At 45.8% G+C, this 1331-nt stretch carries 8 tRNA genes and 1 rRNA gene; all 9 read right to left on the bottom strand.

Annotation, left to right across the window (positions count from 1 at the left end):
• A 16S ribosomal RNA gene (locus DET59_RS21375) occupies positions 1–78 on the bottom strand; the annotation flags it as partial.
• A gap of 165 nt (positions 79–243) precedes the next feature.
• Positions 244–319, bottom strand: a tRNA-Ala gene (locus DET59_RS21370).
• Between the two features lie 8 nt (positions 320–327).
• Positions 328–404: transfer RNA gene (locus tag DET59_RS21365), tRNA-Pro, on the bottom strand.
• A 7-nt stretch (positions 405–411) separates the two neighbouring features.
• Positions 412–488, bottom strand: a tRNA-Arg gene (locus DET59_RS21360).
• Between the two features lie 130 nt (positions 489–618).
• Positions 619–707: transfer RNA gene (locus tag DET59_RS21355), tRNA-Leu, on the bottom strand.
• A gap of 7 nt (positions 708–714) precedes the next feature.
• Positions 715–789, bottom strand: a tRNA-Gly gene (locus DET59_RS21350).
• 8 nt (positions 790–797) lie between these two features.
• Positions 798–882 (bottom strand) — tRNA-Leu (locus tag DET59_RS21345).
• Positions 883–951: 69 nt separating this feature from the next.
• Positions 952–1027: transfer RNA gene (locus DET59_RS21340), tRNA-Lys, on the bottom strand.
• Between the two features lie 33 nt (positions 1028–1060).
• Positions 1061–1136, bottom strand: a tRNA-Thr gene (locus DET59_RS21335).
• Between the last annotated feature and the right edge of the window lie 195 nt (positions 1137–1331).

Genomic DNA, 1331 nt, shown 5'->3' with positions numbered 1-1331 from the left:
CCCATCAGTCCGCTCGACTTGCATGTATTAGGCACGCCGCCAGCGTTCGTCCTGAGCCAGGATCAAACTCTCCGATAAAAGTTTGAATAGCTCTTCAAAAATAAATCTAGAATTAACGTTGACGTATTGTCTTGTTTTGTTCAGTTTTCAAGGTTCAATGTGTAAGTGCTTCTGTTTGAAGCGACTTGATTATCATATCATTTTCACTCTATTAGTGTCAATGATTTTTTATAAAAACTTTTTTGGTGGAGCCTAGCGGGATCGAACCGCTGACCTCCTGCGTGCAAAGCAGGCGCTCTCCCAGCTGAGCTAAGGCCCCAAATAAGGTGGTCGGGAAGACAGGATTCGAACCTGCGACCCCTTGGTCCCAAACCAAGTGCTCTACCAAGCTGAGCTACTTCCCGATATATATGGCGCGCCCGAGAGGAGTCGAACCCCTAACCTTTTGATCCGTAGTCAAACGCTCTATCCAATTGAGCTACGGGCGCTAAATGATACTATTGTTCTTTCCTTACTGACTATCGCAAGTTAAGGAAAGATATTTTGCTTTTGCAAACCAATGAAGTTTATTTTGCTCTCGCAAATTTAGGAAAGATATTTTGCTTTCGCAAAAATCTTTGGTGCCGAGGACCGGAATCGAACCGGTACGGTAGTCACCTACCGCAGGATTTTAAGTCCTGTGCGTCTGCCAGTTCCGCCACCCCGGCTAGTCTCTGGAGCGGAAGACGGGATTCGAACCCGCGACCCCCACCTTGGCAAGGTGGTGTTCTACCACTGAACTACTTCCGCAAAACAAATGGTGCGGGTGAAGGGACTTGAACCCCCACGCCTTGCGGCGCCAGATCCTAAGTCTGGTGCGTCTGCCAATTCCGCCACACCCGCATGTGTGATTGATGATTTTCGCATTGACGAAAACCCTATGGGAAGATATTTTGCTGTCGCAAAAATCTTTGGTGAGCCATGAAGGATTCGAACCTTCGACCCTCTGATTAAAAGTCAGATGCTCTACCAACTGAGCTAATGGCTCTCAATATAAAAATAAGACAAAATAAAAAAACAATGGTGCCGGCAAGAGGACTTGAACCCCCAACCTACTGATTACAAGTCAGTTGCTCTACCAGTTGAGCTACACCGGCATATTTAATTGGTTTGCTATTAGATGAAGACTACTTGATGAGAAGTTGTTTTCATATAGGGAATTTAAGGAGAGATATTTTGCTTACGCAAAAATCTTTGGTTTATTTTACTTGCGTAAAAAAACTTGGTGGAGGATGACGGGATCGAACCGCCGACCCTCTGCTTGTAAGGCAGATGCTCTCCCAGCTGAGCTA

The organism is Rossellomorea aquimaris (assembly GCF_003315075.1).
Lineage (GTDB): Bacteria > Bacillota > Bacilli > Bacillales > Bacillaceae_B > Rossellomorea > Rossellomorea aquimaris_C.
The sequence above is the reverse complement of the archived record's forward strand: the minus strand, read 5'-3'. Positions and strand labels throughout refer to the sequence as shown.